Consider the following 26,702-nt stretch of genomic DNA (forward strand, 5'->3'; position numbering starts at 1 on the left):
TGGGCGACCTGTCTTGGGGGGTGACGCGGATGACACGTAAAACAGCACCAGATTGGCGTTAGTGATAAGTTTTGTGTGTCAAGCTGGAGGGGTGTCCCCGCCTTCTCCGCCGGACCGGCGGGGTGGACGGGCGTCGGCGCGCGAGCGCCGGCCCGGGGATCGCCGTCGGCGACCCGCCGGATTTGTCAGCGCCGCCTGGAATCATGTCCTGGCCGCATCCCAAGAAGAACACGGAGTACCCCATGAACCGCAGTGAGCTGGTGACCGCGCTCGCCGAGCGCGCCGAAGTGACCCGCAAGGACGCCGACGCCGTACTGGCCGCGCTCGCCGAGATCGTCGGCGACGTCGTCTCCAAGGGCGACGAAAAGGTCACCATCCCCGGCTTCCTCGCCTTCGAGCGGACCCACCGCGCCGCCCGCACCGCCCGGAACCCCTCCACCGGCGAACCGATCGACGTCCCGGCGGGCTACGGCGTGAAGGTGACCGCGGGCTCCAGGCTCAAGGAAGCCGCCAAGGGGAAGTAGCCCCGCCGCGCGGGTACTGCGAGGCCAGCCTCGCAGTACCCGCGAAGGCAAAATGCTTGCACTGCATGTAGAATGCCTTCATGGCAGTCGTGCAAGTCCGTGATCTCCCCCCGGACGTCGTGGACACCCTCAGAGTCCGAGCCGCTCGCGCGCACCAGTCCCTCCAGGGCTACCTGCTGCAGCTCCTCATTGACCACGCCAGCACCCTGACCCCGGCCGAAGCGGCGGAGCGAGCACGCGACATCGCCGGACGCTGCTCCGTGAGCATCGCGGACATCACCCAGGCCCGAGACGCGGTGAACCGGAAGTCGTGACGAATCCCCTCGTCCTCGACAGCGGAACCCTGACCTCCTTCCTGGTCGGAACGGACGAACAGGCAGAGCGGATCCGCGCCTTGCTCCCGGGCGCCCGCCTCGCGGCACCATTCGGCATCGACCTGCACGTGTCCGAGATCCTGCACACCCTCACTCAGGCAGGCCTCGTGCCGGAAGCAGAAGCTGTCCGGGCCCTGGAACTCCTGCGCCTCATGCAGATCGACCGCCACGACACGATGCCGCTCACGATCCGCACATGGAACCTGCGCCGCGTCCTGCGCCCGTACGACGCCGCATGCGCCGCCCTGGCCGAACTCCTGGGCGCCGAGCTGCTCACCCTGGATCCTGCGTTCGCCGCGGCGTCCCTTTCCTGCCCCATCCGCGACCTGCGGCACCTTGCCGACGATCGCTCGTTGACCATGAAGAGGAGCTGATGATGGCGGAGGTACGGCTGGCCGGATGCGGCGGATGCCTCGGCAGCGGCCGCCCCGGATATGTCGTCTGCTGGTACGAGGAGGGCGGCGAGATGAAGTCGTCCTGGAAGCGCTGCCCCGAGCAGTGCACTCCCACCTCCCGCGCCGCCACCGTCGAGCGCCTCACCCGTGTACGGGCCGAACGGGAACAGCAGGCCGCGCCGCAGCCGGCCCCGCCCGGCACCGAGACGACCCGCCCCGCAGTAAACGCGTACCCGGCGAGCCCGCGCCCCGTTCCCGCCTACCGGGGACTGCCCGGGCGCACCACGGCTGCACCGCCCCGTCCGGCATCCGCACGGCGCCCGGGATCCGTCTCCACGGCGGCCACCGTGCGCCGCTGGCCCGCAGTGGCCCTGGACCACACCGAAGCCGGCTGGGCCGTGGACGTACAAGAGGTGCCGGCACCGGCCGGGACGAAACTGACCGAATGGGTTGCGTGGCTGGGCACCGGCCTCCCCCTGCGCGTCGAGCGCCTGCACGCGTCCGGCCGAGTAGGTGACGGCATGGTCTGCCTGACCGCGCCGGCCGTGAAGGCGCTCGGTCTGCCCGAGGCTCTCCCCGCAACGGAGAAGGCCCTGGCCTCGCTCAAGAAGAAGCTGGACACGGCAGCCGTCAGTGTCGGCATGGAGGTGTCCGAGGAGATCGGCCCTGTCTTCCACGTCTTCCGACGGGCAGGCTCGGTCGGCGGGCCGAAGGCGTCCCTGCGCATCATCGTCACCCCCTGGCTCGGCCAGGGCAGCGAGAAGCAGAAGACCACCACCGCAATGACCGCCACCCTCGCCACCCTTCCCGGCGGGCAGCGCGACGCCCGTGCCCTCGCACGCCGAATCCGCGCCTTCGTCACGGACATCGGTATCGCCCCCGGCGTCACGCCGGCCACGTCCAGCATGCTGCTCCTGGAGGCCGTCCGTCCCCGCTCGGAGCCCTACCAGGACGAGGAAGGGCAGTGGAAGCGGCGCCTGCGCGAGGGCGCCCTCCCCAGCGGCGACACGACCGTTCCCCAGGCCGCCGGCGCCCGGCACCCGTTCACACACGAACTTCTCGACCGTCACGAAGCCATCTGCGAAGAAGAGGACTTCAAGTGGTGGGCCCGGCCGCTCACTGACGGGGAAGCCACACTGGAGTGGGCCGTCGCCGTCGACGTCTGTGCCTCCTACCTCTCCGTCACCCAGACCCTGCCGCTGCCCATCGGTCCGCTGCAGCACATCACCGATCCACCCTGGTCGCCGAAGACCGCAGGCCTGTGGTGGTGCGACTTCACCGGGATCGAGACCGAGCCCCTGCTCCCACACCCGGCAACCTTCCACGGCATGCCGCCGACCGGCCCCGGCTGGTACGCCACTCCCACGGTGGCCTACATGGCCAGCGCGTACGGCTTCGACGCGGCCACCATCACCGACGCACTTCTGCCCGCCCTCCAAGACGAAGAGGGCCGGCAGCAGGGCACCGCGCCGATCCTGAAGGAATGGACCATCCGGATCCGGGACGCCTACAAGCGCGTCTACGGCGTACTCGGACTCACCGACGGCCAGGACCCGGAGACCTTCCTCACCGCGTACGCCGCCCACAAGGACATCGACCCCGCTGACACCGACCGCGGCGACGCCCTGGTCCTGGCCACGCTCTACAAGCAGCTCTACAAGAACGGCATCGGCAAATGGATGGACTACGCGCGCAAATCCCATCCGGAGGAGGCCGACTGGCTCGAGAAGGTCGTCGCCCACTGGTCCTACCGCCCTGAGCTGCGCTACCAGATCATCTCCGCGGCCCGGGTCGCCCAGCACCGGCAGACGCGCAAGACCTTCCAGATGACTGGCCGGGCGCCCTTCGCGATCAACGTCGACTCCAAGCTCTACGCCGCCGCGAAGCCGTCGCCGCTGGAACTGCTGACCACTCCCGAGAACGGCAAGCCCGTCGCCGGTGTGCTGCGCCTGGGGATCGCCCCCGGATCGTCCAAGCACGAGTCGAGCATTCCGATGAGCGCCGCCCTGGAAGCCATGGAGGCCGGCCAGCACCCCTCCCGGCTTGTGCACGCCTACACCACCGACGGCACAGAACTGCCCGACGCTGAGAAGGACGGAGACACCCAGCCGTGAGCGGCGACAACCCGGAAGACGAGATCGACGGACCGGGCATGAACGCGCGGTTCAAGGCGTTCCTCTTCCCCTCCCGCACAGCGCCTGCCCGTGCCACCACCCAAGCCGCCCAGGTCCGCGACCGCAAGTACAACGGCAGCACGAAGGCGATGGCCGCGGCCTACGGCGTCCAACCCCGCTCGGTCTCCCGCTGGATCGACGGCTCCCGCAAACCCGTGAAGTACGCCGACCGGCTGCACCGCGACGCCACAGAGGTGCAAACCACCCCCCGCGGCCGCGAACGGCGCGCCCAGGAGATGGAAGCCCGCAAAGGCCGTTCGGGCATCGGCGCGCGTGTCGGCCGAGCGAACACCTTCCAGGTCCGCGGCTCCGACGCCGTCCGGGCACGCGACATCTACCTCCACCTCACCGGCGCCCAGGTCGCTGCCCTAACGCGGGCCACGGAGGAGAGCGAGGTCCAGGGCATCATCAAGAAGGCCCTGGCAGACCACTTCAACGCAGGCAGCGTCTACAGCGGGTTCTCCGAGGACGACTTCGACTTCGACATCAACGACGTCGACTACTCCGGCTCATGACCGAGCCTGCCTCGCGGGCCGAACCGCCGGTGTCAGCACCCCGGGCCAGACTGGACGGCATGGACATACCCCGCGACCCCGCCGTGGCCGAGCGGAGAATCCTTCCGGCGCTTCCCGACGCCGATCCCACGCTGGGCGAGATCCGCTGGGAGCGCTGGGAGCCCGCGCCGACCATGACGCACGTCGACCCGACCTGCACCACCTGCGCCTTCTCCGGCCCCTTGTCCACCGCCTTCGGCAAGACCCTCTACACGCCACCGCCCTCACGAGTACGTGTCGCACGCTCCACCCGGGAGCGCACCTCGAAGTGGACGACGGTCCAGCACCACGCCTACTGGTGCATCACGCACTGGGCCGTCCGGTGCCCGCGCTGCGACGAAATGCGTGTTCACCGGCAGAACGACTGGACAGAGATTCACTACCGGCCCCCCACCACGGAGCGGGCCGTCCCGCCCACCGAGGACAACGTCCTGTTCTGACCGGCGCGCCTGCCCGTGCGCCACCGACTCGGATGTCGGCACGTTCGGCAGCGCTGAACAGCGTCACCGGCCACCAGCTCGGAAGGACCACCGGGTGGGCAGGAGCAGGACCCCGCAACCGCATGACCACCGCCGGGCCGATCACGGCGCGGCGGGGCAGGCAGAGGCCCCTGCACAGGCCGCCCCCGACGCTCCGGCCACCCGGTGACCGGAACGCTGCCGGCATCCCTTCTGATGCCGCTGGTCACCGGAGCAGCCATCGCCATCACCAGCCCGGCCAGGGTCCCTCTCAAGGACGACCAGCCGCCGCCCCCGCCGCGCCTGCACCCTGCACGCCCTCTCCCGATCGCCCTTCCTCACCTGTGGCAGCCCGTTGTGAACAGCGGGAACGGCCTGGGCATCCGCCTGGTCGCGGTCTTCTCCGTCCTGGCGGCGGCCATGGTGACGCGAGCGGTGCTCACGCTCGCGGGGCGTCTTCGCCGACGCTGACGCCCCGGGGCCGTTCAGGCGCGCCACCTCGCCGCCGGGCCCGGACGCATCACCTCCTCGCGATCCAGCGGGCCACTCCCTCGTACGCGTCCAGGGTCCGCACGTCGAAGGGGCCTACCTGCTCGCGCAGAGCGCGGCCCAGTTCTCCGTAGAGCAGGTAGGCCCCGCGGGAATCGCCTTCCTCACCGAGTAACTCGGCCAACTGCGTGGTGCAGGACACGACCTCGTCGTGGACGGGCCCGTGCAGCACCCGCAGGCCGTCAAGCCGTTCCTGGAGCGCCCTGGCCTTGCCCTCATCGCTCATCCTCTGCCTTCCGTAGCTGACCGACGGGGTACTCCTGCACGTGGTGCGGACAGGAGTCTGGCGGCGGTGGTCTACCGATCCGTCACCGAGCCGACGCAGTGCGTACCGACTGCCGTATCGGCGCCCGCCATGCGGCGCAGCACCCACCACAGCCGGTCCGCGGACCCATGGGTTCCACGGCGTACGCAAAGCACCACTGCCCGGGTCGAGTTCAACCCGCCACTGGGTGAACCGCGCCGGAACGGAATCGTCCCAGAAGCGGCCACCCGCCCGGAAACCGGCCGACGGGGCGGACGCGACCCGCACCGCCAGGGGATGCCCCAGGCCGGACAGCCGTTCACCCACCACGTCCAAACCACCCCAGACGACTTGCCGCCGCCCGGCCAGCACCCGCGACAGCGTCCGCGCGCCGTCTTCCGGCCGCAACGCCTCCGCCGGAGCTCCCTTCGTACGGGGACCGGCGAGGCGTACCAGCACGTCCGCGCGCCGCCGCCCGCTCCCGTCGACCACCTGGACCAGGCCGGCGGGCGGAGGACGGCGACGCCCCGAAGGAGTGTCCGGAGCCGCAAACAGCTCGCCCCACACGATCGCCAGCTCGCCGCCCGCGAACAGCGATCGCGCCCAGGCGCCGATCTGTTCCCTCCGCGTCCGCAAGTCGGCTTGGAGGCGGGCGATGTCAGCGATCCGGCGGCACATCACGCACAGGTGACCGCCCTCCTCCGACAAGGGGAGCTGGGAGCACTCGAAGACCGACGACGTCCGCCGTCCGGCAGCCGCGGCCCGCTCGCCCCGCTGGGCCGGGACGCCCGCACGTCGCACAGCTCGACGGCGACCTCCTTGTCGCGGAAGTCCCGGCCAGCCACGTAGCCGACCACCGGACCGTCCGGTCGCCGGGGGAGATCCGCCCGGCTCATCTGGCGGGGAGGTCGGGTCCGGGCACCGAGAGGAGCCGACGAGCACAGTGCCGCCGACAGGCGCCAACTTCCAACAGGAGGCGCATGGAATGGGACATAAGCGATCTCTCTCCGACGGTGGCCTTGCGTCGCCCTGCGGCGGCCCGCCAGGATGAGCTCCCAAACCGCGCTCACGGTGCGCGTTCCCACCGGTCATCCCCACCGTTGACCGACCCGGGTGAACTGCAGCCCACGCTCGAACCGGCACGACCAGCATGATCGACATGATGACGGCGTCCTGACCTGATGGCTTGGCGTCGCACCGAGGTGGGGCGGTGCGCCACGCGAAGCCCGGTTCAAGGAGCCCTCGTGTCCACCAGCCCTTCCGCCGAGCCCCGGCGCCGCGTCCAGCGCACGCAGCCGACCCGGCTCGCCCGCCTCCTGGACGCCGAGACCCAGATCGGCTACCAGAAAGCGCTCCAGGAGGTCACCAGCGCAGCCGAGGCCGGCCGCCTTCCGGACCGGCTCGACCACCACGGCCTCGACCTGGCCCTGCGCATCCTGATGCAGCAGGACTACGCGATGTGGAGCCCCCTCGCTGCCGGCCACCCGTGGCCCGACGTCTACCATCCGCTGACGCACGCCCTGCCCGGCACCCGGAGCAAGCAGGCCCGGGACGCCGCGGAGAAAGCGCACCTCGCCGGCGCCGGAGAAGCGACCGAGGACGGCGACTTCCACCCCGATGAAGTCCTCCACGCCTACGAAGAGCACAACGACGACGAGGACTTCGGCGAGCACGAGGACACCTCCGGCCCGGCGCCCGGGACAGACCACGACGGCCAGGGGGATCCAGCGGCGCGGGACGGCGAGGATCTCGACATCGCCCCAGGACCGCAGAAGGACACCGAGATCGCCGCGCGGTGGTGGCTGGAGCAACTCGCCGAGGACGGCGTCCTGCCCCGCTTCCGGATGCCGGACCCCTACCCCGGCCGCGCTGAACTACCTCTCGATGCCGCGCTGGACACCATGCGAGCCACCGGTGACGTGGACGGTTACGAGGACGAGCTGCGCCGCGTCGTCGCCGCCGAGCCCCGCGACGTCGACGCCTACGCACACCTCGGCAGCCTGGCCCTGCAGCGCCACGACGGAGACTTCGGCGACCTCATCTCCTGGGTCGGCCCCACCACCGCCGAGCGCCGCCGCCACCTGAAGGAGGCGCTGGCCTGGTACGAGGCCGCCGTCGCCGTCGGCGAAGCCTCACTCCCGATGATCTTCCACGGCCGGCTGCCCTGGTCCGAGACGGACAACCGCCCCTTCCTGCGCGCCGTCCAGGGTCTGGCCCTGACCCTGTGGCGGCTGGGCCGCTTCAACTCCGCCGAGCGCGTCCTGCTGACCCTGCTCTACCTCAACCCGAACGACAACCAGGGCGCGCGCGAAGTCCTGGCCGACGTCCGCGCGCACCGCCGCTGGCACCCGGGCATCACAGAGACCGACGACCAGCGCATCCGCAACGACGTCCTGATCGTCGCCGGCCGCCCGGTCCACACCCGCCCCGACAGCATCCGCACCCTGCTCACCGGCACCGTGCCGCCCACGCCCGAGACGGTCGCCGACGTCGTCCGCCGCGCCGCCGCCGAGGCCCTGAGCGCCACCTGGGACGGACGGTCGTCCCACATCGTCATCGGCCACCCGCGCACCGGCATCAAGGTGACGATCGTGGCCCGGCACCAGCGCGGCCACAGCCTCACCCCGGACGAGTACTGGTGGGACGCCCACCACGCCGACGCCGAGATCGACGGCCCCGTCCTGTTCACCCTGGTCGCCGACCGCGGCTACATCGCCCTCGCCCAGCTCCTGCGCGCTGACCAACTGGCCACCTACCGCGCCGCCGACCTCCCGCGCCGCGAGCGCACCGCCTTCACCACCACCTTCATCCACGGCGACACCCACTACGGCACCGACATCACCCGCATGATCAACAACGCCCTCGACGACCTCCCGGCCCAGCCCGGTTCCTGGCAGTGACCACCCGCTCCGGCCCGGGCCACCCCGGGCCGGAGCCCGGCGGTGCCGCGAACTCACCCCGCACGACCGCCCGACACTGCCATCCTGGGACTATCGAGTCCGTCGAAGCAGTCCTGGCCCGCCTGTGGCCTGCCGTCCTTCACGCCGAGCGCGTCACCCTGCGCCCGGTTACCCACCAGGACGCTCCGGCCGTCCGGGCCGTGCTGACCGACCCAGAGATCCCGGGCCTTCCTCGGCGGCCCGCCGAGCAAGGCGCGCATCAAGGCCCCGCAATGCGAGTACCCGACCACCCCCGGCGTGTGGGCGGTCGCTCCCGCCGCCGGCGGCGCGGCGATCGGCCTGGTCAGCATCACCGCGGACAGCCGCTCCGCGGGCAGGGCCGGGGGCTGGGACGCGAAGCTGTCGGCGCGGCCGTCGCCTGGTGGGCCGCTGACGTGCAGGACGGCGGGCCGCTCGTCGCGGTCTCCCAGGAGCGCAGCACCGCATCCCGACGCCTGCCGGAGTCGCTGGGCATGACCGTGCTCGACACGCTCATCGAGTACGGCGAACCGCAGCGCCTCTACACCCCGGGCAGCGAGGAAACCACCCTGCGCTGGGCCCGCCTGCTCCAGGCACGCACCGACGAACGTCGGCGCGGAGCCGAAGCGCGGCCGCCGCCGGCCGCCGCACTGCCGGAGGACCTCTCCTTGGCGCAGGTCAGTTCGTGGCTGGGCTGGGCAGGTGCTTGCCGAGGTATCCGACGTGCACCTTGCCCGTCACGCCGGAGGTGTCGTCATAGAAGTGGAGCCGCGGCGCGGGCGGCTGTCCTGTCCCGATCCGGATGTGCTCCTGCATCAGCACCTGCCCCCGGCCGCAGACCGCGGTGGGCACCGGGAAGGTACGGGCCTGCCGGAAACGGTCACTGGTGGTCACGCTGTTGGACTCGGCCGACGCATACCGTGAGGCAGGGATCGTCACGGCCGCCACGGGCGCACGCAGATAGGCGGCGAAGTGCGGGATGCCGTCGGCCCCGCTGGTCTGCTTGGTCCGGCCGTAGGACTCCAGGGCTCGGAACGCCTCCCACGAGCGGTGCACCCACAGGCGTTCGTTGGTGTGGCACCGCAAGGACGCGGTCGCTGTCGGGACCGTCTCGCCGAGCAGGACGAAGGACATCCGCTCCACCGCCTCGAACAGCTCGTCCCAGGTCGTCGGCGACTCCCAGGAATCGACGATGTCCGGCTCGGCCGGAAGGCCTTCACCTTGGAGCATCAGCTGCCGTCGCAGCCAGACGATCTGCCGGTGCTGGTCATCGACCAGGGCTTCGCTCTGCTCAAGCTCGGCGCGGCAGGTGGTGAGTTCGTCCCGGGCAGCGGTGAGCAAGTGAACACGCGTATCACGCTCGTACTCCTGGCGGACACGTTCCAGTTCAGTCTCTGCTGCGCGCGCGGTCTCAACCGCCTGGTCCCGCTGTGCCTGCGCCGCCGCAACCTTCACCTGGAGCTGCTGGTCTCGTTGCGCGGCCTCCGCGACGCGGGCGGCGAGTGTGTCGGCCCGCGCCCGGACTCGGGCCAAGGCCGCCTCGTCCGCCATCACCCAGTTGTCCCGCAGGTCCACCACCGCCTCCCACGCTGCCGCAGTGGACCGCCAGGGCGATGATGCGACCCGAGTCACGACGTCCCCCAGCGTGCCGCGGCCTCGCAGCACGCTGAGACTCCGAGACGGCACAACCAGTTCGGATTGGGACAGACCGTGACGCAGGGAGGACAAGGAGAGGATGGTGGCCCCGCCGAACTCCAGGCTCAGCCCGCGACGGGCAAGGAAGCGGTCCGCGACAACGGCGTCGGGACCATGAAGGCGGATCTCCACGATCCGCCCCAGCAGGCCCGCCGGCAGCCGCCGCACCAGGGACGGCTCGGGCTGCTGCCGCGCTGGGGGCTCCCAGGGCCGGGGGTCATGGCTGATCACCGTGATGCACCAGGGCTGCCTGTTCAGATCGGCAATCATGATGTCCACTCCGGATGCGAGGAACGAGACTGCGGGATTGCTCTCTCCGAACTCAGTAGGTCGTGGCCCCCACACCCACTTGCGGTCCAGGAACATGGCGGCGGGCGACGGCCACGTGAATTCCCAGGGCCGGTCGGCCTCCGCAGTGATGGTGATGGCGCCCGGTACTGCCGACGAACTGTCGCTCTCATAGGCAGCGGCGTCGGGGCCGGCACTCTGGTCGGCAGCCAGGGTCATGCGGGCACGTACCCGGGCTCCGTCCGACGTGGACCACGCAGCATCGAACGACCACCAGATAGTCGTATTGGGGCGGGGAGTCGACAAGCTGACCCGTTCCAGCCGTCCTTCGTCGATCATGCGGCGGCAGTGCTCCAACACGAGCGAGCGCGTCGGAAGCCGGGGCGTGTCGCCGCAGCTGTACCACGCTGTCGAGGGGAACATCGGCCTCGACTTCGTGCGCTTCGACATGGGACTCCTCCAGATCTGAAACACCGCGCGCGATGCTGACGATGCACTACGGCAGTGACAATGCGGACGTGTTCGGAGAGGCTCTGCGCGCTCGCCAAGTCATAGCTAGGGGGTGACGGTCGGGAAGGAGGCCCTGGGATCGGTGCCGCTCGTTCCGGGCCAGTCCTCCGACCGAGCAGGTCGTAGGCCTCACTCAGGCGAGGGCTCGGGGAGCTGAGACGGAGCTGCTGCGGCTCGGTCCCGGTCCTCGCTGCGGTCGAGCTCCAACTCATACGTTCCGAACGGTCCGGCCTCGCCGGGGAGAACTCCGAGTTGAAGGGCGTCACCCTTGTTGCGGTGCGGCGAACAGAGGTCACCTCCTACTCCGATCGGTCGCTTCGTCGTCGCCCCATCCGGTCTCGCGATCGTCGTCTTCTACGGCTCGTGCTGTCGTTCGTCGCTCATGGCGGCACCATGACGGGCGCTGCCGACACTGCCGGGCGTGCCGCGCTTACGGAGACGGCTATCCACCGCCAGCCGGTTCGTGAGGCTCCAGCGGTCTGCGGTTCCGGTGGGTGAGCGCTGCTCACCCACTACCTCGCCACGGATCACCCGGGAGGCCGACAGTGCTCGGCGGGCGGGCGGGATCGGACGCAGCGCGATGGTGCCCTCGAGGACCTGCTGCGGATGAACGAGCGCGAGAATACGAAGCGCCAGCTCCTGGGGGACCTCGTCGAGTGCGATGCCCGCGGTCTCCCCGTTCGACGCCAAGGTGATGTGTCCGCCGACTACCGCCGTGGACGTCTTGTCGTAGACCGGCAGGGACCAGTACGACCGGGTACGGTCGGGCTCCCGCGCGAGGTCGTAGCCGCCGCTTGCACGCAGGCCGGGGATCATGTCGGCGAGCCGACGATTGAAGCGTCGGCGCGCCCGGCGGTCTTCCTCGGCCTTGCGAGCTGCCTGGATCGACGCGTCAACGGTCGCCAGGTATCCAGGGAGGAAGCGGCGGAGTATGTCCCGCGTGATCGCCCGGGCCGGACGGTCCATCGACACTGTGATGGAGGATGCCCTCCAGCCGCAGTACTCGGAGGAGTAGCATCCCTCCACCGTCAGCCGTCGGCCGGCGGGGCCCTTGAGGTAGGACTTGTCCCGCCAGACGTCGATACCCAGATCACGGGCCCGGTGATGCAGGACGAGCCCGCCGGCGTACCGGCCCGAGACTCTGTGGCTCCACCCTCCGCCTTCGACCAGGTCCTCGTTGAGTACATCGGTCATCTCTCTGCCGAGCTGGTCGAAGTACGCGTGCACGGTATGCCGCTCAGCTTCCGCTCGGGCGTGGAAGACGACCTCGGTCGATGATGTCGGGTCGTCCAATGCGATGTCCTTTCGTCGAGTCTTGGTCGGGGCGTGACTGACTCAGGAGCGGGACGAGGCGTTCTGCGGCGGCCGGTGGACCCACGGCACGCAGCCGAAGACGTTGGGGGAACGGCCAGGTGCGTAGGTCTCCTCCCAGCCCAGGACGGCCTCGTCCTCGTCGGTGTAGAAGACGATCTCCCCCTCGGAGCCGTCCTCCCCGCGGAAGTCGACCTCGTAGTCGTCCAAGTCCGCGCCGCTGGAGTAGACGGCGAGAGCGACGTTGCGCAGCGCGTCTCCGATGAGGTAGCTGCTCTCGTCCCAGTCGACGGCGATCCCCTTGATGTGAGACGGGCGTCCTTGCTCGTCGAGCGTGGCGTTCTCGGCCGGGATCAGCAGACGCTCACGCATGTGGAGTTGCGGAGCCTCCTCCGAGCCGGACGTCGCAAGAAGCCACGGGTTGTATCGGGCATCCAGGAGTTCCCAGAAGGAGGCGGTCGGGACCGGGGAGTCGAAGGTGACAGTGCCGCTGACGTGGTAGGTGAAGCTCACCGAACGACTCCTCAGGTTCCGCAGACGCGGGCGGCGGCATCTCCACCTGATGGTTAATCTATCCCCAAAGGGCCTTAAAGGCAAGTTATATGTGTCGAGTGTGCGCCCATGGGGTAGAATAATGATTAAGGGGATGTCGGCTCGGAAGGACCTTCGAATGACCGCCGATCTCGTCTGTGCCGCACCGGTGAACGACTCGCACTGGCTCGGAAAGGAGGTCACCGACCACCTCGGTCGTCCCGCCACCGTCCGCCGCGTCTACGACGTACAGGGGCAGCCTGTCGCGCTTCTCACCTCACCCCTGCCCGCGACGGAGAACGGCGAGGCCATTTACGGCGAGCACACCGCTCTCCTGTCCGCCGACGGCCAGCCCCCGGCCTTCCTCGGCTTCCAGGACAAGCTCGACGAACTCGGCCGCCTTGAAAGCGCTCTGTACGCCGACGGCGCCACCGAGGAGGATGCCCAGCGCTTCCGGGCCGCGAGCCAGGAACTCAAGCCGTACCAGCAGTCCCGGTACTACCTCCGCCAGGCCCTGGTCGACCAGGCCCAGCCCGGCGACCGCATGTACCTCACCGGCAAGGGCCGGTGTGCCACCGTCGTCGACATCGACGACCACCCCCTGTGTGACCTCCCGCGCATGGCCCTGCGCCTCCGCCTGGACGAGGCCACCCTTCGCGAGGAGCCGCACCTTCTGGAAAGCCACCCTGATGGAATCGTGGAGCTCAGCACCATCATGATGTGGCCCACCCTGGGCCTGATCTGACAGGGCACGCGGCGCTCCGGCCAAAGCGGGCGGCCCACTCGGACTTGCCGGACTGATGACGGTCGAGCAGATGGCATACACCTACGGCGCCCCGCCGCACGCCAGCACAGCTCAGGGGCGTGACGAAGGCTCAGACTTCGTCGCCTCCGTGCCCTACACTGGGCGTACCGACGCGGGGTGGAGCAGCTCGGTAGCTCGCTGGGCTCATAACCCAGAGGTCGCGTGGTTCAAATCCCGCCCCCGCTACAGAGAACCGGCCCTCTGCGACGTCACGTCGCTGAGGGCCGGAGTTGTGAAGCTGCACGAGCGCGCAGCAGCAACCGCTACCAGGTGTTCAGCGAGGGCCGCTGAGGACTCCGAACGGCACCACCGCGGATCCTGGTCGTTCACGCCGCTGCGCGGCGGGCGATTGGCGTTCCGGCAAGAGACGTCAGCACACAGGAGCGGCGTACGGCGGCGGCGATCTCGGCAGCCTCCTCGACATCGCGGTGGACGGCCTCCACGTCCGTCCCACCGGGAAGTTCCAGCGTGACGTGCGCGACGTTGTGGAGGCGCTGCCACGGCCCCTGGGTGACCCGCGCTCCCAGGACGCGCGACACGGGGGTAACCGTGACGGTCTGCCTCAGGAACATCCCCCGCCAACCTGCGGCGAAGTGCTGCGTGCGGCTGAACGCGCAGTGACGCCACCACGGGGTGCACCAGCGGGCTCGCCGGGAGGTGTGTTCCGCGGTGTCCATCACCTTCAGGACGTCGGGGCCGTAGATGTGAGCGAGCATCTTCTCGGCTTGGGCGCGGGTGGTCACCGGCACGAGGAGGCGGTCCTCTTGGCCCACGATGCCTCCGGTGACACGCACCCAGTTCCGTGAGCGCCAGAGCAGCGGCTGGTGCACGGTGATCGAGCAGATGCGGTCACGCTGCCAGGTGTACTGGCCCTTGTTGAACAGCCCGAACTCCGTGCGGTAGCCGGCGTCCACCTCCCTGACGACCCAGCCGTGGTGGCTCGGGAACTGCTTGCCGGTGAGCCTCCAAGCCGAGCGAATCCAGGGCAGCGCGAGGCTGAGCGTGAGGGCGTGCCCCGAGAGGATGAACGGGACGATGCTTACCGCTCCGCCGACGACGAGGCCGAGTACGACCTCCGCGTCCAGCAGGATCGAAAGCGCGAGGTCCTTGGTCGAAACCCGGGCAACGACTTCCTCACTGCCGGGATTCGTCGCCGACCGCGCACCCGTCTGGAGAACCACCGCGTCGTGCAACCGGCCTGCCGCGCGCGGTCCGAGATAGGCCAACTTGGTCGGGCCGCTTGCGGTACTGAACGTCAATGCCCGGACCCCGATGGGCCGGCCGAACAGTGGATGCTCGATGTCGACCGTACGGATCTGGCTCACCTGGATGCGGCGCTGCACCTGCCATAGAACGCCGTAGCGGTAGTCCAGGTGGTCGGCGGTCAGAGTGAAGGCCGTCTTGCGCCAGGAGGCGAACACGACTGCGGTGAGTATCCCTATCAGGACGATCGCCGCCCAGACGAGCCCCCATACCCCGAACCTGTCGGCGATCTTGCCGAAGATGTCGCGGTTGCCCCAGGCGAACCACCCGAAGACGCTGAGCTGCAACCAGGCCCGGCGCAGCGCCGTGATCGGGTGCAGGTGGCCCGATTCGATGACGTCGCTCACAGCTCGACCGCCCTCTGCTGAGCGAGCTCCGTCAACCTACCGCGCAGCCGCACTGCCTCGTCGGTCGAGACGGGTCCGATCGCGGCATGCTCGCGTACGCCGATGGAGATGACGACGTGAGCCAGCCCGAGCCGACGAGCGAGTAATCCGGAGGAGACCTCGACCAGTTGAACGCGGCCGTAGGGGAACGTCTCCAGGGAGCGCTTCAGCAGGCCGTGACGGACCAGCACCTCGTCGTCGGTGAGGCGGTATCCGGTGAAGCGCCACCGCGCCTTGAGCCGGAACCACATCCACCCAGCCTGTAGAGGGACAAGGGCGGAGATGAGAGCCAAGCGCGGATCCCAGTCGAGCCACCAGGGCATGAGCAGACCAAACACCGCGGCAATGGCGGAGGTGAGCACGGCGGCGGGGATGACGATCTCGATCCGCCACAGTGCGATGACCTTACGGGGCAGCCTGGTGAACTTCTCGTCCGGCAGGAAGAGCTGGCCTTGATAGAGGTCGGCTTCCACGATGTCCTTTCTGTGCTTGCGGACCACCATGAGTGGGGCCGCCTGATGCAGGGCGCGCCCATGGTGCGCTGATGCTGGAGCGGGATCTGGTACAGCAACCGCTGGCCGGCGCCTCAGAACAGCGACCGGCAGAGACAGGCTGCGGGAGTGCACGTGCGGATGACGGCAGCCCGGAAGGGGACGGCCGCTGAACTGGCAGAGGTTCAGATCAAACCGTCTGACACATAAAATATGCCAGATGACTCCGCTGATGGTCAACTTTGTGTGTCGCATGGACCGCCGGTCGGGTCCATTGGTGCCGGCCAGCCACCGCAAAACGAATGACCGAAACGACCGAACGCCCCGAGGAGCGAGGCCGGTCGCTCGTTGACGCGTCGGCTACCGCGACGGAATGAGGACGACCTCGCCCGGCGTCACTCCGTGGTGAACGCCGACGGCCATGCGCAGACCTGCTTCGGAGCCGGTCACGGCCTCGAACAGACCCTGCCGGACCTGGTCACTGTGCGCCGGGATCATGTACGTGACGAGGCCGCCAAGCGGCTGCGACCCCGAGCGGCCGTCGACGGCGAGGCACGCGAATGCGTCGGTCTGCGGCAGCAGCTGAACGCCGTTGCTGACCCAGAACAGCTCCCTGGCAGAGCCTTCTTCCAGGGCACTGAATCCGTCGCCGGTCGAGAACGAGCGAAGGCCCCGCCACCGATAGGCGGCAGCGGTGGCGCGGTCGCCCGGAGCGAGGAACGCGGGCGGCCCGTTGAACATCTCCACGGCGCGCCAGAGTTCGGTCTCCGGGTCACCGGGCGCGGCCTGGTAGGAGAACACCCGGAGCATTGGGTGATGGGGCTCGTAGCCGTCGTAGTGGTCGCGGTGAACGTCGTGCCAGATCGTGATACGCACGTGCTGCTCCTGGGGTGCGGGTCAGTGGGCACGCGCGGTCAGCAGAACGTTGCCGACCTCGTGCATCCAGGTCCGGTTGATGGCGAAACGGGGATTGGCCGGCCCTGTGGGCCAGACCGGACGCCATCGAGGGGCGTGGCCGGGCACGACGAGGACCTGGTCTAGGCGGTCGTGAGGGGCGCCATCGCCCGCCCGGTAGTGCTCCAGGACGACGAGGGGGCCCGGGTGGCCCGAGTGCTGGACGGCGAGCGCGGCGCTGATCTCCTCGGCGGCGTTCGTGATGCTCACCGCGATGCCGTTCTCGGTGACGATGGCCAGTCGACCATCACCGGCTGTGCGCCAGACGCGCAGCAGCGCGATGCCTCCACCGCCGGCGCAGGCGGAGGTGTAGGTCCAGGCCGGGTCGTCGACGACCAGGTGGTGAGGGTCCGGGACGATCGGCAGGGACGGGAAGTCTTCGTGGTGGTGCGAGGGCACGTTCTTCTCCCGACGGTGGATGTGGACGGGACAGGTGGCGAGGATCGGCGGATCCGGTTCAGGGGCGGCGTGAGGGAGCTGGCGTCGCCGGGGCGGTGAAAGGGTCGCCGAGCGGGAGGAAGAGCTGCAGCGGCCGGTCCCGGAGCGGGAGCCGTGGTGTCAGGGGTCCGCAGGCGCGGGCGCCGCCTTCGCTCTCCCAGGTCTGCTCGGCTTCGAGGTCTGCTCGGGCGTTCTGTTCGGCGAGGGTCACCGGTCGCTTGAACCGGCGCAGGAAGTACCGGTCCAAGGGAACCAGGGCCATCGCTGCGGCCTTGACGTCGTCGCTTCTCCGGCCCCGCCTGCGATGGGCGATGAGGCGGGCGGAGTGGGCGGTCCGGTCGTCGGCATGAATGCCCTCAGGGCACAGATGGGCAAGGTAGAGAGCCACCTCGCCCATGGCCGTGACGGCGATCGACCGGTCGGACCTGCGCCCGATGGCGAGAAAGCCGGCGCGAGCGAGCATAAGCACCCGCTCCCGGGCGACTCTCCGCCCGCCGGTGAACCGGCCGGCACTCCCGCTGGCCCAGGCGAACCCGTCCCGGCGGTAGAGCCGACCGGCCGATGCGAGCTCCATCGCCCGCACCATCCCCCGACTCCACCCCAGCCCGGGAACCTCGCACTGCGCCTTGGACGTGGCGATATCCAGGAGCAGCCGGTTCTCGGCGTCCATACCCGTAGCGGCGCGCATCTCGGCCTCGTATGCGGCGTCACGCTCCCGCTTCGCCCGCGCACCCTCCTTGAGCTCAGCCTCCGTGCGCCGACGCTCGACCAGCGCGGCCAGCTCCCGGGCGGTACAGGGCACGCCGGCCGTCTCCTGGGCCACCACGGCGTGCTCGATCGCGCGGACGGCGAGGTTGCGGCTGGCGGCCCGGTTACCGGCTTGCTCCTGCTCGGCAGCCAGCCGGGCGAAGTGCTCCGCCTGCGTGGCGGCCGTGTGAGCGGCGAACATGATGCTCTCGAGCCTGCTGTTCGCCGCGGGGCTCCGGCTGGCCGCGTGCATGGCGGTGTCGGCGGCGGCGACCGCCTGGCTGGCCGCCTGCTCGGCGATATGGGTGGCGGACACGACGAGGTCCGGCGGTATCGACGCGGGCGCCGTGCGCATCGTGGAACCTCCTCTTCAGCGCGGGTGTCGTCGGCCTCCCCGCCGTGCTCGTACGGCGGGGCTCACGCGGGGGGCGCCGCCGATGCGACCGAGTCGGCGGGCGAGGGGTATCGGCTGACTGGCTTGCCCTGCACGTAGCACCGGCACGGTCCGGCGAGTTCGCAGTGATGGTGGATCTCGCGAATCGCCTGGTAGTCGAGCGGAAGGGCGCCGGCCTCCTGGCGTTGCCCGCAGCGGCAGTAGCTGCGGTCGAGCCAGGGGTGGTACGTGACGAAGGGGTGATCGCGGGCGTTGCACCAGCGTCGGGTCGCGGGTGTGGTCACTGCCCGCTCGCCGAGCGGACGTGGTGGGCAACGGCGCGCAGGGAGCGAGCGGCGACCACCATGGAAAGCGTCAGCGTGGCGTCGGCCGAGGCGCCTGCGGGGACGGTCAGATGTTGCTCCGCCCCGTGTGCCCGCCTGCTGAGCCTCCCCCATCTGAGGGTCCGGCCCAGGGAGGTCTCGGCGGTGAACGGGGAGAAGAAGATGCTGGCGTTGGTCACCAATACCTGCCGCATGACCGCGACCGGCACTCCCTTGATCACCAAATCGGCTCCCTCGCCGGTGACCGCGACCCGGACCTCGCTGGTCACCGCGTCCGGCCCGGCAGGCAGCGTGCAGCGGAGGACGCCGTACGGGTTGTCCTCGCCGCCGGACAGACCGAGGGTGGGCAGCGCCTCGCGCAGGAGGGCGGCCGTGCTGATGCGGTGCGCGTCGCGGGCCGCCGACCAGGCGTGCTCCGTGGCGGAGAGGTCGAATGCGTGCGACATCGGTCCCTTCAAGGGGTAGAGAGTGCGGTGATCATGGCGTGTGTGCGGTCATCGTTGGCACGCCGTCGATGAGTACCGGCCGCCACGTGTCGCCGAGGGTGACGTTGCTCGCGCACTGGTCGCACAGCGAGCCGATGTTCAGCTTGTCCATGGCCAGTTCGGCGATCGCGGCCGGGAGGGTCTGGTTCGTTTCGATGTCCACGGCGGCGCCGGCGTGCGTTGTCAGCGTGGCCACGTAGGTGCCTTCGGCGAGACGGGTCACATTGGGCCGGCCGTCGGCCGTGATGCACTCCCAGTCGTCACCGAGGTCCACGTCGCTGGCGCACTGCTGGCACAGCTCGCCGATATCGACGGCCTCCAGGGCGAGTTCCGCGATCGCGACCAGGTCGGTGAGCTCCGACTCGACGCGCACGGCCGTGTCTGCGTGGGTGGTGAGGGGCACGGTGTAGGCGGTCATCGGTTGCACCTCGTCGGGGTCGGCCGGTGGCCGTCGGCGGTCAGGCCGTGGCGGGTGGGCTGGAGCTTCGCGACGGTGTCCGCGCCGTCGGTGAGCGTGAGCATGAGGCGGCGGTGATTGTGCGGCGGGTCGTAGTCCACCGCGAGCTGGCGCAGCCAGGGAGCCGGGTTCCAGTTCCGGACGGTGCCTGTGGCGCCGGCGGGCAGCGGGTCGTGCTCGTCGGTGCAGTGCACGACGCGGATCCGCTCGCCGGGGGTGAACTCTTCGGGCACGGTCGTCTCCTTCTCCTGGTGCCGCGACCGGCAGTTCGGCGTCGGCCGACCGGGGTGCACTGGGGTGTGGATCGGCGGGGTGACGTGGGAAGCGGTGCTCCTGCGGGGACTTGAACCCCGTTCACCGGGTCGAAAATCCGGTGTCTTACCTATGGACGACAGGAGCCGGGCGGTGCGTGTGCGTGTCCTCGGCCGGAGTCGAACCGGCATCTACCTCTGTCCGGACCGCCGCAGCCGTCTCATCGACGGCGGGGAAGCGGCAGGTCCTCCTTCGGGGCTCGGGCCGTTGAGCTACGAGGGCGTGGCTCCGCTAGAGAGCCTGGCGCCTCTGCGGGGACTCGAACCCCGTTCACCGAGTAGACAACTCGGCGTCCTACCCATGGATGACGGAAGCTGGGCCTTCCCGTGGCCGGGGAGGCGGGCATGGCGTGCTCCTGCGAGGATTCGAACCCCGATCGCCGGCTCCGTAGGCCGGTGTCCTCTCCGTTGGACGACAAGAGCGGCTGCGCGTCATGCGACGCGCCCGTTGTGTTGTGCACCCCCGGCGGGATTTGAACCCGCTGAGAACGGGGTGAGCGAGCCGGACTACTCCACGGGGGCGTGGTGGTCAGGGAGGGCAGACCGGTCGGGTCTGCCCTCCGCCGAACTGGCCTGGTGAGGGGTGGGTGGGGGAGATTCAGCCCCTCACCTTCTGACACATAAAGATTACCATGCAGTGCAGGCGCAGGGCAAGTTATATGTGTCATCCAGTGCTTATGTGGACCTCCACCGCAGATGGCGCGCGGTGTTCGCCGTGCAGGTGAGGGCCTCCTGCGGGGAGACGCGATCCTCGACGGGCTCCGGCCGGTTGTGCAGTCGTTCGGAAAGACTGCGGCCTCGACGTACCCGCGGGCTGTCACGAGTTCGACGGAGCTGATCTCGGGGTCCGGCTCACGGTAGGGGTACGGCACGAAGTGCGGGCGGCTGTGCGGCTGCGAGTCGTCCACCGGCTCGGCCGTGTAGCCGGCACACGCTGCGGCGTGCTTGAACTCCGATACCGAAACGGTCTGTTGGGGGTGACGTGTGCCGCCTCCTGGAGCGGTCCGGCGTGGCCGGTGGAGGTCCCGCCGGAGGGTGGTCAGTGGTGCGGTGAGGGACGTGACGAGGTCCGAGGCGGACTGCATCCGCAGGGCGGCGGCGTTGAGCGCGACCGGGTCTCGGCGCCGTTCGGGAGCGTGATGTCCTCGCGCAGCAGGTAGGGGAGCGTGGCGTCGCGTGCGTCTGCCGGGTCGTCGGCGCTCGGAGTGCCGACGCGCGGCGAAGGGGGTCATGCCTTCCCTGTTCTGGCGGCGGCAGGTGCTGGTCGAGCCGTCGTCATGGCGGCTGACGGCCGTGCGGGCCCGCGCGGCGTGCCAGAGGGTCAGTTCACCGAGGCTGACCCGGGCGCCAGAGGAGAACAAGGCGGTCAGGTGCTCCGCGAGGACGGCGAGGCCGTCCGCGGGGCGGTGGGCGGCATGGTGGGTACCGGTCACCCCCTGGGCGACGTCGAGCCAGCTCATGATGCGGCCCTTGACGTCCTCCATGAGGGGGACGCTTGCGAGCGAGGTGCCGGTGAGGTCGTAGCGCTGCTCGACCTGGCGGGCGTCGAAGGCCGCGCCCGTGGAGCCCGGCTTGCCGGGGCCATCAGCCTGGCGAAGACGTCGTCCATCTGGATGAACGGGATGTTGTTGAAGCTGTAGACGACCGAGACGGCGTGGCGAACGCCGAGAGTGGCGAGCTTGTTCAGGTCGAGGTCGACGAACTCGGACGCCCCGAGCGCCGGTGGTGCGCGTCAGGTTGCCGGAGTCGACGGCGCGTCGCTGCCGAAGCGCAGGTCCGCCTGCCCGCTCGGTAGAACGTGTGCACGATCCGGTGTCGCTTCGGCAGCGCCGTGTAGTGGTTCACGACAAGCAAGAGTGACACATAAAACTTGACTCCCTCCTCTCTTTGTGAGTAGAATAATGAAACAACATACGTTCTAGGCGCGAGGAGACCCTTGAACCACCTGCCGCTCACCGAGGCCGAAGTCGGAGCCGTGGCGCTGACGATGCTGGATCTGGGAATGCTGCACCCGGTAGAGGGCGTTCCGGCGGAGCCCGCACCCCCGTCTGGTCGTGAGTCCGAGTGCCTCCAGGTCCAGCTGGGCCTGCCCACCGTGCGCCTCGACGACGAGCTGCGCGACTTCCTGAAGGCGCACAACCGCAGGATCTCGTGGCACCCGTCGCCCCCGCCAGGAATCGGCGCGCACAAGCTCAAGACGCCGGGCTGGGTGATTTCTGTTGCGGAGGTGCGCGTTGCACTGACCGCGCTGGATTCAGCAGGGCGTCAGACGGTTCGCTCCACTGTCGATCGGCGGTTCGCCGACGTGGACCGCGAGTTCTGGGAGGACTGGGTGAAGCTGCTGCGCGGCAGCGCTGACGCTGGGCTGCCGGTGCTGGTCGAGTTTCCGGATTATGAGGGTCCTTGGGCTATCGCCGAGATTCTCATGGAGAGCGACTACCGCCTCGTGTGATGACACGGATCAGCCCGCCGCACTGACCACGCTCAGGCGGCGGGCCGCCCCCCCGCATCCCCGCTGCCCGGACCTGCGCCCCGGGCCCTCGGCCCGTTCTGTGCCCACGGTAATGCGGCAGATCGGGGTTCGCCCGTGCGTTGTTCCGTTCCGCCGCAGGTGCTCCGCTCCTTGTCCGTGTTGGCCCAGTCTGCTGTCCGATGCCGTCCGGCGCGGGTCGTGCGCGCCCGGCCGGGCGGTCGGCCCGTGCCGGGCCTGGCTGGAGTGCTGTGGGCGCTGGGGTTCGGCTGTCCGCCGGTGTCCGATGCGATTCGTTCTCGGCCCCGTGCGCGCGCCGGGACGGCATCCGGGGTCTGTTGTCCGTGCCGGGCCCGGATCCGTTCGGTGGTGTTCGGCGTTGTTCGGCGAACATCGCTGAACAACCCGGAACAGGGGCGCGGTCGGTCCGTGTTCCGGAGCGGTGCCGGTGCGCGCCGGTGGTGTTCGGTGGGGGTGCTGGCCGTTTCAGGAGTGACAACACCCAAGTGTGACACATATAACTTGACGATTAGCGTCTCGATTGGATAGATTAATGAATGTAGGGCGGGGTTCGCTGCCGATGGCTCTCCCTGTGGAGCGGTCCGGCTCGACCCGCCTCCCGCCGCTTCCGACGGCGCCCGGCCTTCTCCGATCGCGGACCATGAATGGAGCTTCTCTCATCCGTACCTATGCCACGGCTCAGAACGTCGGCGGTCGCAGTGCCCAGTGCGACGCGACCGCTGTACGCACCGCTCCCACCGGGGCCCGCGCCTACGTCCTGCTCGACGGGATCGGCTCCAGCCGCGCGGTGCGCGACTGGACGCGCCGGGCCGCGGCCAGCCTCGCCCGGGCCGCTGCCCGCCGCGGTGACGCCGAGGCCGGACTCCGCGCTACGTACGCCGCGTACGCGGCCGACCCCAACCGTCAGGACCCCTACGCCCGGGCCTACATGCCGTCGGCCGCTGCGGTCGTCGCCGTCACCGTCCCCGGCAAGCCCCTCTCCGTCGCCTGGGCCGGCGACTCCCGCGCCTACCTCCTGCGTGACGGGATCGCCTTCCGGCTCACGCAGGACCACAACCTGCGCAGGGTCTACCCGCCGACCGCCTCCCACGACGGCGGCAACCGGAACCGCATCACCTCCTACCTCGGCTCCTCACGCACCGACGAGGAAGTGCGCGAGCTACGCGACCACCCGGCGATCGAGACCGCCACCGCCGAACTCACGAGGGGCAGCCGTCTCCTCCTCGCCTCCGACGGCGCGTACGAGCCCCTGGCGGACGCCGGACACGACCTGTTCACCGAACTCGACGGCGAGCCGCTGGCCCGGACGGTGCGCCGCTTCGTCGACCTCGCGGTGACCACCGCCCGCACCCAGCTCCCGCCGGACGAGCACCAGTACGTGGACAACGCCACCGCGCTCCTCGCCGACCTGGCCTGAACTCTGTGCGCACCCCAGTGCCCATGGATGATGCGCCGCAGACAATGCTTCAGGCGGTGGGGCGCTGACCCTGCCGCCTGACCCGCGTCGTGTGCCTGGCCTCTGCTCCGGCCGGTCGCCCCGGCCCGGTCCTGTCCCGCCCGCTCCCGGAACCGGGCAGGGCGTCCCGCGCCGCGCCTGGCTGGAGTGCTGCGGGCGCTGGGGTTCGGCTGTCCGCCGGTGTCCGTGCGGGCTCGGATCGTTCGGCGTTGTTCGGTGACCAGCGCCGAACAGGGTCGCGGTCGGCCCGTGCTCCGGAGCGGCCCGCCTCGACGCGTGGCTGCCCCGTACCTGTCCCGGCGGTCGCGCCCCGGTCTGCTGTCGCCCGCGCGAGGCCCGGCGGGGACGGTCATCACCTGTTGGCTCGCGCTGGGTTGGGGGAGGATGGGGGTATGGGACGAGCTTCCCGGCGCCGGGCAGAGCGCCGTATCGCGCCTCAGCGGCTTCGGTCGGCTGGCACTGGAGCATCGCAGGTGTACGGGCGTTACCTGATTCGCCCGGCCGTTTCCGACGACGACCCAGGGGCGGTGCGCGCTCTGCTGGAGCAGGTGGACTTCACAGACGCGGCGATGCCGGAGGAGATCATCGGCCGGATGCGCACGGACTGGCGGCTGCCGCCGCAGTCCGGCACTGCGACCCTGCTGGTCGCCGAGGAGCGCCTGACGGGAGAGGTCGTTGGCGTTGCCCACGCGATGCCGCCGGTGCAGTGGCTGATGGAAGCCGGCCTCGGCCGGCCGCTGTGCCTCGCGTTGGCCCGGGCGTTGGTCGAGTTGGAGGCGGTGTCTGTGGCCGACAGTGCCCGCGGCCAGCAACTGGGTCACCGGCTCGTTGACCACTTGGTCCGCTCGTACAACCGGCAGGGCTATGAAGCGATGCTCGGAGGTGTCCACGCGCACAAGCCGCACCTCGCCCCTTACTACGAGGCTGACGGCTTCCACGTCCTGCCGGCCGGCGCTCCGCTCGATCTGCAACTGCCCGTCGGTCGACTCCGATACCCGGCGGACGCGTCGATGCGGCACCTGGTGCGCCCTCTCACGCCGAGGGTGTCGTACCGGGCCGGAACGCTGAGCGGTCTGCTGGCCGGCAAGGCGTCCTGAAGCCCGGTCCGCAGGCCCGTGCGGACAGGGCCGGGCCGGCTGGCGTGAGCCGAGGCCGTGAGCGGCCCGCGCGCTGCCCTTGTCCGCGATGCTCGGCCCCGCCGCGCCCTGTGCCTACGCTCCGTGGGTGTCCGGCCGTTCTGCGCGCTGACCACGTCGGGCCGCCCGACTCCGGGCCCGCCCGCAGCGCCCGGAGCCGGAGCGCAGTCGGCCGCCTTCGCGTCCGCTGCCGGAGGTCCGTGCGAACGCCTCGGAGCGCGTGGCCGTCGCTGTGCCCCCGCCGCCGCCCGCCCGGGCCCGTGTCCGGCTGCCCCTGTCCTGTCCGCTGCGCCCGGGCTGCACCCGTCCGGCCGTTCCTGCCATGGCCGTGCGGGGCGGTGCACGCGCTGGTTGTCTGCCGGGGTGCACCGCTTCCCGGCCCGCGCTGGCACCGCGATGTCCGACGATGGCTGGACCTGGCCGTCGACTTCCCGGCTGCGCGGCGGCGACGAGGCGGTCGCCACCGCGCGGCTGCTGGCTGCGCTCGGCACCGGCCGGTTCCTTGATGCGGCGACGGCGCCGTTCTGAGCGATCCGGCGATTGGATGTCCCGTCTGGACGGAGCCGGCCGCCGTCCGCACTGCGGGAAGTGTCCCGGACCCGGGACCGTCACAAGGTGGCAGGTCAGTGTGCGGTGTCATCGGCGAGGACGGTGTCGACGAAGTCCCGCACGAGGGCTTGCGCCTGGGCGGCGGGCACCTCCGCCGCCCAGGCGCCTGTCCAGGGGTGGCGGGAGCAGTGCAGGGTGTAACGGAGGGCTCCGCCGTACGGTGTTGTGCCGGGGACGGGGGCCACGCGTGCCGGGGCGGTGCAGTGCCGTGGCTGCGCCTGCGCGAGGTGAGCGCCGGCAACCACGGCGTGGTGGCGGTCGGGGAGGTCGCGGTCGCGGCGGCAGCTGGGGCAGTGCAGGAGGTACCGCGCGGCGCCGTCGCGCTGCAGGAACGCACTCAAGGGGTTGCTCTCAGCGGTGTTGCAGCCCCCGCACAGGGGGCCGCGGACGTACTGGTGGGCGGGCTGGTGGCAGTGGTCCCACGCGAAGGCGCGCTGTGCCTGGCACAGCCGGCACAGGTAGTCGGCCGCCCGGTGGCGACTGTTCCTGGCCCACGTGTAGGTCCGCCCGGCGAGCTGGTCGGCGTAGCGGGGGAACCGGGCTCTGGAACAGGCGGGGCAGCGGGTGACATATCCGGTGTCCTCCAGGGTCCGCCACTCATACGCGCCCGGGCTCGGCGTGCCGCAGTCCTGGCAGTTCCCGGCGCGAGCGGTGAGGTCCTCTTCCCGCTCCTGCCAGCGGTCCAGGAGTTCGACGCAGGCATGTGGGAGCAGCCACTGGCCGTCGGAGTGGTCGAGGAGCCGGAGGGGGAACGTGCCGGCGAGGGACCAGGTGCTTGAGCGCAGGGTTGCCCATGTGGCCGCATCGGGCGCGGTGGTCTGGGCGGAGTTGAGGTTATTGGAGGCGATCGTGTCCATGTGCGAGCCGATACGGGCTCGCCAGTCGGTGACCCGCTCCGGCCACGGGCGTTCGTCGCCCCGGCGCAGCTGCGCCGGGGCGGTGTCGCGGGGGTCGAAGGTGAACTGCGCGAGGGCCTGGCCGGCTCGTCGTATGTCCTGTTCGAGGTACTTCCATTTCCCGTGGTGCTTGTAGCGCCGCACCACGGTGTCACCGAGCACGACGTGGTCGTGTGCCGCGAATCGGCGCGATCGGGTGAGCTCGTTGTGGTCGATGGGGAGTTGAGCGTCGTGGGTCAGGTCGGCGAACAAGGTCTGGGCGCGGGGCGGGGGGATGTAGGGCATGGAGGCGAGCCTGGGAGTGGTGCCCTGTGGACAGAGAACGGCCGACACGGCCCGCCAGTGTCTTCGCGTTTGGGCGGGGCCGACCGGCCGCGTTCGCTGCCGGACTGCCCTTCGGCGCATTGTCCGGGGCCGGGGTGTTCGCGGGTGTGGCCGTCGGCGAGGCGGTGTGGCTGGGGTTGGCGCGCTCCAGGGCCGCCGCCCTGCCCGGACCTGGCCGGCGCCGGCCTCGTCGCCGGGCGCGCCGCCGCTC

General features: G+C 70.2%; 28 protein-coding genes and 5 tRNA genes. 16 read left to right on the top strand and 17 right to left on the bottom strand.

What is annotated here, in order from left to right; translation table 11 throughout:
• Positions 1 to 242: 242 nt before the first annotated feature.
• The 7 genes from AAFN69_RS24270 (at position 243) to AAFN69_RS24300 (ending at position 4,950) form a co-directional block, all read left to right on the top strand.
• A complete protein-coding gene (locus AAFN69_RS24270) occupies positions 243 to 524 on the top strand; it encodes an HU family DNA-binding protein (RefSeq protein WP_347730866.1) in 282 nt (93 codons plus the stop codon).
• An 80-nt stretch (positions 525 to 604) separates the two neighbouring features.
• Positions 605 to 838: a hypothetical protein gene (locus tag AAFN69_RS24275; protein ID WP_347730829.1), complete on the top strand. Its 234-nt coding sequence runs from the start codon at positions 605 to 607 to the stop codon at positions 836 to 838.
• On the top strand, positions 835 to 1,272 hold the full coding sequence (locus tag AAFN69_RS24280) for a PIN domain-containing protein (protein ID WP_347730830.1): 438 nt from the start codon (positions 835 to 837) through the stop codon (positions 1,270 to 1,272). Before AAFN69_RS24275 ends, AAFN69_RS24280 begins: the two co-directional genes overlap by 4 nt.
• 2 nt (positions 1,273 to 1,274) lie before the next feature.
• Positions 1,275 to 3,407: a hypothetical protein gene (locus tag AAFN69_RS24285; RefSeq protein ID WP_347730831.1), complete on the top strand. Its 2,133-nt coding sequence runs from the start codon at positions 1,275 to 1,277 to the stop codon at positions 3,405 to 3,407.
• On the top strand, positions 3,404 to 3,982 hold the full coding sequence (locus tag AAFN69_RS24290) for a hypothetical protein (protein WP_347730832.1): 579 nt from the start codon (positions 3,404 to 3,406) through the stop codon (positions 3,980 to 3,982). Before AAFN69_RS24285 ends, AAFN69_RS24290 begins: the two co-directional genes overlap by 4 nt.
• Positions 3,983 to 4,041: 59 nt before the next feature.
• Positions 4,042 to 4,461: a hypothetical protein gene (locus AAFN69_RS24295; protein WP_347730833.1), complete on the top strand. Its 420-nt coding sequence runs from the start codon at positions 4,042 to 4,044 to the stop codon at positions 4,459 to 4,461.
• 204 nt (positions 4,462 to 4,665) lie between these two features.
• Entirely contained in the window at positions 4,666 to 4,950 is a 285-nt protein-coding gene (locus tag AAFN69_RS24300; RefSeq protein ID WP_347730834.1) for a hypothetical protein, read from the top strand.
• Positions 4,951 to 4,999: 49 nt separating this feature from the next.
• Here AAFN69_RS24300 and AAFN69_RS24305 read toward each other — a convergent pair whose 3' ends face one another.
• A complete protein-coding gene (locus tag AAFN69_RS24305; RefSeq protein ID WP_347730835.1) occupies positions 5,000 to 5,254 on the bottom strand; it encodes a hypothetical protein in 255 nt (84 codons plus the stop codon).
• Positions 5,255 to 6,516: 1,262 nt separating this feature from the next.
• On the opposite strand from AAFN69_RS24305, the gene AAFN69_RS24310 reads away from it, so the two are divergent.
• Positions 6,517 to 8,172, top strand: a complete 1,656-nt coding sequence (locus AAFN69_RS24310; RefSeq protein WP_347730837.1) for a hypothetical protein — start codon at positions 6,517 to 6,519, stop codon at positions 8,170 to 8,172.
• Between the two features lie 696 nt (positions 8,173 to 8,868).
• Here AAFN69_RS24310 and AAFN69_RS24315 read toward each other — a convergent pair.
• Positions 8,869 to 10,392 carry a hypothetical protein gene (locus tag AAFN69_RS24315; RefSeq protein ID WP_347730839.1) on the bottom strand — a complete coding sequence of 508 codons (1,524 nt, stop codon included), beginning with the start codon at positions 10,390 to 10,392 and terminating at the stop codon, positions 8,869 to 8,871.
• Positions 10,393 to 10,420: 28 nt separating this feature from the next.
• On the opposite strand from AAFN69_RS24315, the gene AAFN69_RS24320 reads away from it, so the two are divergent.
• Positions 10,421 to 10,642 carry a hypothetical protein gene (locus tag AAFN69_RS24320; RefSeq protein ID WP_347730840.1) on the top strand — a complete coding sequence of 74 codons (222 nt, stop codon included), beginning with the start codon at positions 10,421 to 10,423 and terminating at the stop codon, positions 10,640 to 10,642.
• A 395-nt stretch (positions 10,643 to 11,037) separates the two neighbouring features.
• Here AAFN69_RS24320 and AAFN69_RS24325 read toward each other — a convergent pair whose 3' ends face one another.
• Both AAFN69_RS24325 and AAFN69_RS24330 read right to left on the bottom strand, forming a co-directional pair.
• Positions 11,038 to 11,976, bottom strand: a complete 939-nt coding sequence (locus AAFN69_RS24325; protein WP_347730841.1) for a hypothetical protein — start codon at positions 11,974 to 11,976, stop codon at positions 11,038 to 11,040.
• Positions 11,977 to 12,018: 42 nt separating this feature from the next.
• Positions 12,019 to 12,507, bottom strand: coding sequence for a hypothetical protein (locus tag AAFN69_RS24330; protein ID WP_347730842.1), 489 nt, complete (start codon positions 12,505 to 12,507; stop codon positions 12,019 to 12,021).
• A 157-nt stretch (positions 12,508 to 12,664) separates the two neighbouring features.
• On the opposite strand from AAFN69_RS24330, the gene AAFN69_RS24335 reads away from it, so the two are divergent.
• On the top strand, positions 12,665 to 13,270 hold the full coding sequence (locus tag AAFN69_RS24335; protein ID WP_347730843.1) for a hypothetical protein: 606 nt from the start codon (positions 12,665 to 12,667) through the stop codon (positions 13,268 to 13,270).
• A 171-nt stretch (positions 13,271 to 13,441) separates the two neighbouring features.
• A tRNA-Met gene (locus AAFN69_RS24340) sits at positions 13,442 to 13,516 on the top strand.
• A gap of 140 nt (positions 13,517 to 13,656) precedes the next feature.
• Here the strand turns inward: AAFN69_RS24340 and AAFN69_RS24345 are convergent.
• The 12 genes from AAFN69_RS24345 to AAFN69_RS24400 form a co-directional block, all read right to left on the bottom strand.
• Positions 13,657 to 14,940 carry a PH domain-containing protein gene (locus AAFN69_RS24345; RefSeq protein WP_347730844.1) on the bottom strand — a complete coding sequence of 428 codons (1,284 nt, stop codon included), beginning with the start codon at positions 14,938 to 14,940 and terminating at the stop codon, positions 13,657 to 13,659.
• Positions 14,937 to 15,482, bottom strand: a complete 546-nt coding sequence (locus AAFN69_RS24350) for a PH domain-containing protein (RefSeq protein WP_347730846.1) — start codon at positions 15,480 to 15,482, stop codon at positions 14,937 to 14,939. Before AAFN69_RS24350 ends, AAFN69_RS24345 begins: the two co-directional genes overlap by 4 nt.
• A gap of 348 nt (positions 15,483 to 15,830) precedes the next feature.
• A complete protein-coding gene (locus tag AAFN69_RS24355; protein WP_347730847.1) occupies positions 15,831 to 16,346 on the bottom strand; it encodes a hypothetical protein in 516 nt (171 codons plus the stop codon).
• Between the two features lie 21 nt (positions 16,347 to 16,367).
• The gene (locus AAFN69_RS24360) at positions 16,368 to 16,823 is read right to left on the bottom strand and encodes a hypothetical protein (RefSeq protein ID WP_347730848.1); all 456 of its coding nucleotides are present in this window, start codon (positions 16,821 to 16,823) and stop codon (positions 16,368 to 16,370) included.
• 58 nt (positions 16,824 to 16,881) lie between these two features.
• Positions 16,882 to 17,964 carry a hypothetical protein gene (locus AAFN69_RS24365; protein WP_347730849.1) on the bottom strand — a complete coding sequence of 361 codons (1,083 nt, stop codon included), beginning with the start codon at positions 17,962 to 17,964 and terminating at the stop codon, positions 16,882 to 16,884.
• Positions 17,965 to 18,283: 319 nt separating this feature from the next.
• Entirely contained in the window at positions 18,284 to 18,772 is a 489-nt protein-coding gene (locus AAFN69_RS24370) for a hypothetical protein (RefSeq protein WP_347730851.1), read from the bottom strand.
• 31 nt (positions 18,773 to 18,803) lie between these two features.
• The gene (locus AAFN69_RS24375; RefSeq protein ID WP_347730852.1) at positions 18,804 to 19,229 is read right to left on the bottom strand and encodes a hypothetical protein; all 426 of its coding nucleotides are present in this window, start codon (positions 19,227 to 19,229) and stop codon (positions 18,804 to 18,806) included.
• On the bottom strand, positions 19,226 to 19,501 hold the full coding sequence (locus AAFN69_RS24380; protein ID WP_347730853.1) for a hypothetical protein: 276 nt from the start codon (positions 19,499 to 19,501) through the stop codon (positions 19,226 to 19,228). The genes AAFN69_RS24375 and AAFN69_RS24380 overlap by 4 nt, the downstream gene beginning before the upstream one ends.
• Positions 19,502 to 19,596: 95 nt before the next feature.
• Positions 19,597 to 19,667, bottom strand: a tRNA-Glu gene (locus tag AAFN69_RS24385).
• Between the two features lie 17 nt (positions 19,668 to 19,684).
• Positions 19,685 to 19,802, bottom strand: a tRNA-OTHER gene (locus AAFN69_RS24390).
• A 19-nt stretch (positions 19,803 to 19,821) separates the two neighbouring features.
• Positions 19,822 to 19,895 (bottom strand) — tRNA-Asp (locus AAFN69_RS24395).
• A 35-nt stretch (positions 19,896 to 19,930) separates the two neighbouring features.
• Positions 19,931 to 20,002, bottom strand: a tRNA-Arg gene (locus tag AAFN69_RS24400).
• Positions 20,003 to 20,949: 947 nt separating this feature from the next.
• On the opposite strand from AAFN69_RS24400, the gene AAFN69_RS24405 reads away from it, so the two are divergent.
• The 5 genes from AAFN69_RS24405 to AAFN69_RS24425 all read left to right on the top strand — a co-directional run bounded on the left by AAFN69_RS24405 (position 20,950) and on the right by AAFN69_RS24425 (position 25,190).
• Positions 20,950 to 21,219 carry a hypothetical protein gene (locus AAFN69_RS24405; protein WP_347730854.1) on the top strand — a complete coding sequence of 90 codons (270 nt, stop codon included), beginning with the start codon at positions 20,950 to 20,952 and terminating at the stop codon, positions 21,217 to 21,219.
• A 296-nt stretch (positions 21,220 to 21,515) separates the two neighbouring features.
• Positions 21,516 to 22,031, top strand: coding sequence for a hypothetical protein (locus tag AAFN69_RS24410; protein ID WP_347730855.1), 516 nt, complete (start codon positions 21,516 to 21,518; stop codon positions 22,029 to 22,031).
• 679 nt (positions 22,032 to 22,710) lie between these two features.
• Complete coding sequence (locus tag AAFN69_RS24415; protein WP_347730856.1) at positions 22,711 to 23,487, top strand: mucin-2; 777 nt, start codon at positions 22,711 to 22,713, stop codon at positions 23,485 to 23,487.
• A gap of 512 nt (positions 23,488 to 23,999) precedes the next feature.
• Positions 24,000 to 24,623, top strand: a complete 624-nt coding sequence (locus tag AAFN69_RS24420) for a GNAT family N-acetyltransferase (RefSeq protein WP_347730857.1) — start codon at positions 24,000 to 24,002, stop codon at positions 24,621 to 24,623.
• Between the two features lie 435 nt (positions 24,624 to 25,058).
• The gene (locus tag AAFN69_RS24425; protein ID WP_347730858.1) at positions 25,059 to 25,190 is read left to right on the top strand and encodes a hypothetical protein; all 132 of its coding nucleotides are present in this window, start codon (positions 25,059 to 25,061) and stop codon (positions 25,188 to 25,190) included.
• 95 nt (positions 25,191 to 25,285) lie between these two features.
• Here AAFN69_RS24425 and AAFN69_RS24430 read toward each other — a convergent pair whose 3' ends face one another.
• The gene (locus AAFN69_RS24430) at positions 25,286 to 26,452 is read right to left on the bottom strand and encodes an endonuclease domain-containing protein (RefSeq protein ID WP_347730860.1); all 1,167 of its coding nucleotides are present in this window, start codon (positions 26,450 to 26,452) and stop codon (positions 25,286 to 25,288) included.
• Between the last annotated feature and the right edge of the window lie 250 nt (positions 26,453 to 26,702).

It is taken from the genome of Streptomyces sp. CAU 1734 (assembly GCF_039888735.1).
In the GTDB taxonomy this organism is placed as follows: domain Bacteria; phylum Actinomycetota; class Actinomycetes; order Streptomycetales; family Streptomycetaceae; genus Streptomyces.

Coding starts and splice junctions, on each gene's coding strand:
- AAFN69_RS24270 (WP_347730866.1), top strand. CDS start 243: ATGAACCGCAGTGAGCTGGTGACCGCGCTCGCCGAGCGCGCCGAAGTG.
- AAFN69_RS24275 (WP_347730829.1), top strand. CDS start 605: ATGGCAGTCGTGCAAGTCCGTGATCTCCCCCCGGACGTCGTGGACACC.
- AAFN69_RS24285 (WP_347730831.1), top strand. CDS start 1,275: ATGGCGGAGGTACGGCTGGCCGGATGCGGCGGATGCCTCGGCAGCGGC.
- AAFN69_RS24295 (WP_347730833.1), top strand. CDS start 4,042: ATGGACATACCCCGCGACCCCGCCGTGGCCGAGCGGAGAATCCTTCCG.
- AAFN69_RS24305 (WP_347730835.1), bottom strand. CDS start 5,254: ATGAGCGATGAGGGCAAGGCCAGGGCGCTCCAGGAACGGCTTGACGGC.
- AAFN69_RS24315 (WP_347730839.1), bottom strand. CDS start 10,392: ATGACCCTGGCTGCCGACCAGAGTGCCGGCCCCGACGCCGCTGCCTAT.
- AAFN69_RS24335 (WP_347730843.1), top strand. CDS start 12,665: ATGACCGCCGATCTCGTCTGTGCCGCACCGGTGAACGACTCGCACTGG.
- AAFN69_RS24350 (WP_347730846.1), bottom strand. CDS start 15,482: ATGGTGGTCCGCAAGCACAGAAAGGACATCGTGGAAGCCGACCTCTAT.
- AAFN69_RS24365 (WP_347730849.1), bottom strand. CDS start 17,964: ATGCGCACGGCGCCCGCGTCGATACCGCCGGACCTCGTCGTGTCCGCC.
- AAFN69_RS24370 (WP_347730851.1), bottom strand. CDS start 18,772: ATGTCGCACGCATTCGACCTCTCCGCCACGGAGCACGCCTGGTCGGCG.
- AAFN69_RS24375 (WP_347730852.1), bottom strand. CDS start 19,229: ATGACCGCCTACACCGTGCCCCTCACCACCCACGCAGACACGGCCGTG.
- AAFN69_RS24415 (WP_347730856.1), top strand. CDS start 22,711: ATGAATGGAGCTTCTCTCATCCGTACCTATGCCACGGCTCAGAACGTC.
- AAFN69_RS24425 (WP_347730858.1), top strand. CDS start 25,059: ATGTCCGACGATGGCTGGACCTGGCCGTCGACTTCCCGGCTGCGCGGC.
- AAFN69_RS24430 (WP_347730860.1), bottom strand. CDS start 26,452: ATGCCCTACATCCCCCCGCCCCGCGCCCAGACCTTGTTCGCCGACCTG.